Consider the following 232-nt stretch of genomic DNA (forward strand, 5'->3'; position numbering starts at 1 on the left):
GCCGTGCTGGTAGCCGTTGAGCTGGTACTGGAGAGCGGCAGCCTGAGCGCCGAACACATCCTCAATGTCGTGGCACGGCTGACAGCATCCGAACCACCACCCAGCGTCGAAACCCACTTGTCGCTCAAGGAAGCCCCCGTCGCTAACACGGCGCGCTACGACCGCCTGCGTGGCCAGGCCGAGGAGGTCGGTCATGCGTGATTTGATGGCGGAACTCAAGGAGCTGCGCCTG

At 64.2% G+C, this 232-nt stretch carries 1 pseudogene; it reads left to right on the forward strand.

Features of this window, described 5'->3' with window-relative positions:
• Window positions 1-201, forward strand: a pseudogene (locus tag BST14_RS32470) (IS21 family transposase); the annotation flags it as partial.
• Window positions 202-232: the final 31 nt, after the last annotated feature.

The sequence above is a fragment of the Mycobacterium arosiense ATCC BAA-1401 = DSM 45069 genome (assembly GCF_002086125.1).
Lineage (GTDB): Bacteria > Actinomycetota > Actinomycetes > Mycobacteriales > Mycobacteriaceae > Mycobacterium > Mycobacterium arosiense.